This window comes from Campylobacter sp. BCW_4341 (assembly GCF_001764255.1).
GTDB classification, from domain to species: Bacteria; Campylobacterota; Campylobacteria; order Campylobacterales; family Campylobacteraceae; genus Campylobacter_D; species Campylobacter_D jejuni.
In genome coordinates this window covers 1-1,880 of the sequence record NZ_MKAH01000040.1, presented here as the reverse complement: position 1 = coordinate 1,880, position 1,880 = coordinate 1, and the positions used below count along the sequence as shown (strand labels likewise).

Below are 1,880 nucleotides of genomic sequence, written 5' to 3'. Positions count from 1 at the left end.
TTTCTTTTTTAGATGATGATATAGATAAACCTTATGTAAGTGGAAGTTTGTATAATGGGACTACAACTATGCCTCAATATAATTATCCAAGATATCAAAGAGAGATTGCCACTAGCACTTTAAGTTATTTAAGCGAAGTTCCTATTATGATCAATCAAGGCTTAGATACCTTAAAACTTCAAGAAAATACAGATTATGAATTAAGCTCTATAAACAATCATTATCTTACTTTAGCAAATTCTACAATAGGAGTGGATAACACCGATGCAAGAGCAAGGAATGAAATTACCCTAAAAAACGACAAAGACAAAGAAGAAATTTATATCCTAGCACAAAAAGATTATAAAGAAGAAATAGGTAATAATTATGAGCAAACCATAAAAAATAATAAAACTTCAGAAGTAGGAGCCTTATATACTGAATTTATCACTTTAGGTCATATGCAAAATATCGCAGGATTTAAAAATGTCAATGTAGGGGCTGAATATTTAGAAAATACCTTACTCTCTAAAGATACTAATGTGGGCTTAAGTAATACTTTAAATGTAGGAATCAGCAATGAAGTCAATATCGGACAAAACCACGAAGAAAAGATAGGAAACGACAAAAGAGTAATAATCAATAACAATCTAGAGCAAGATATCAAAAATGATTTTATCCAAAGAATAGGACATAACAAAAATGAAACCATAAAAGGTTCTTATGTGCTTCAAACCAATCAAAGTATAAAATTTTATTCCAAACAAGATCTAAGCATAGAAACAAATGAGTATTTCAAAGCTGAAGCTGATGATTCTATTAGTTTTAAAGCCAAGAAAAATTGCTCTTTTACAGCTGATAATGTAAATACTATGGCAAATCAAGAAAGTGTTTTAACAGCACAAAAACAAATCGTTTCTAGGGTAGGAAATACAACTATTACACAAACAAAAGATAAAATTATACTCCAAGTAGGAACAACACAAGTGATTATAGATAGCAAAGGTTTAAGGGTAAAAGGCGGTGATCTAAGAGTGGATTAAAACTAATTTTTTAAATTATAACAACACAAGGAAAAACAAATGAAAACTTTAGAAGAAATGCAAGCTATGGATGAAGAAACGGTAACGGAGATAGGTTGGGAGTTTTTTGATCTTATTAAAGATAATAAACTTAAAGAAGTGAAAGAGTTTTTAAAAGATTATCCCGTGCCTGAAGTATTTTTAGAGAAATGTTGTAAGGTATATTGGTGTAATCATCCTATACCTTTTTTTAGTCCTAGTTCTACTTTAGCTTGGGCAGGGATCGCTTATGATAAGAGTCAAAGTTTTGAAATGATGGAGTATTTTGAGAGTTTAGGACTTAAAGCTGATGATGAGTGTTTAGGAAATAATGCTCTTACTGATTATATTGGAGTGGGTGGAAAAAATAAAAAAATGATTGATTATTTTTTTAAAAAAGGATGTAAATTTGAAGTTTATGATGAAAAAGGTGCTACCCCTTTGCATTCTTGGATATTGCTTGGTGATCCTGAGTCTGTAAATTCTTTAGAAGTGGCTTTACAATTTGGTGCTGATGTAAATATGAGAAGGATTGAAACAGAACATGAACACAGTTATATCGATGCAGGGGAAACCCTTTTACATATAGCTGCAAGATCTAAGAAAAAACCTGTTGGAACTTGTTTGGAAATTTTGATCAAATATGGAGCTGATGTCAATGCTGCTAATTGCACTATCAATGAAATTGAAAATGATAAAATTAATTATTTTAAACCTGATACTCCATTAGATAGGGCTATTTCTTTTGGGATAAATAAAAATAAAACAATCTTAAAAAAAGCAGGTGCTAAGACTTGGGAACAATTGGTTAAAGAATACAATATTGATACGAGTTTAGAG

Annotated in this window: 2 protein-coding genes; both read left to right on the top strand. The window is 30.4% G+C overall.

Features of this window, described 5'->3' with window-relative positions:
* The coding region (locus AJN70_RS06490) for a bacteriophage T4 gp5 trimerisation domain-containing protein (protein WP_186821012.1) at window positions 1-1,022 on the top strand (1,022 nt) is incomplete at its 5' end.
* Window positions 1,023-1,061: 39 nt separating this feature from the next.
* Window positions 1,062-1,880, top strand: an 819-nt coding sequence (locus tag AJN70_RS06485; RefSeq protein WP_083262325.1) for an ankyrin repeat domain-containing protein, incomplete at its 3' end; no start/stop codon positions are given.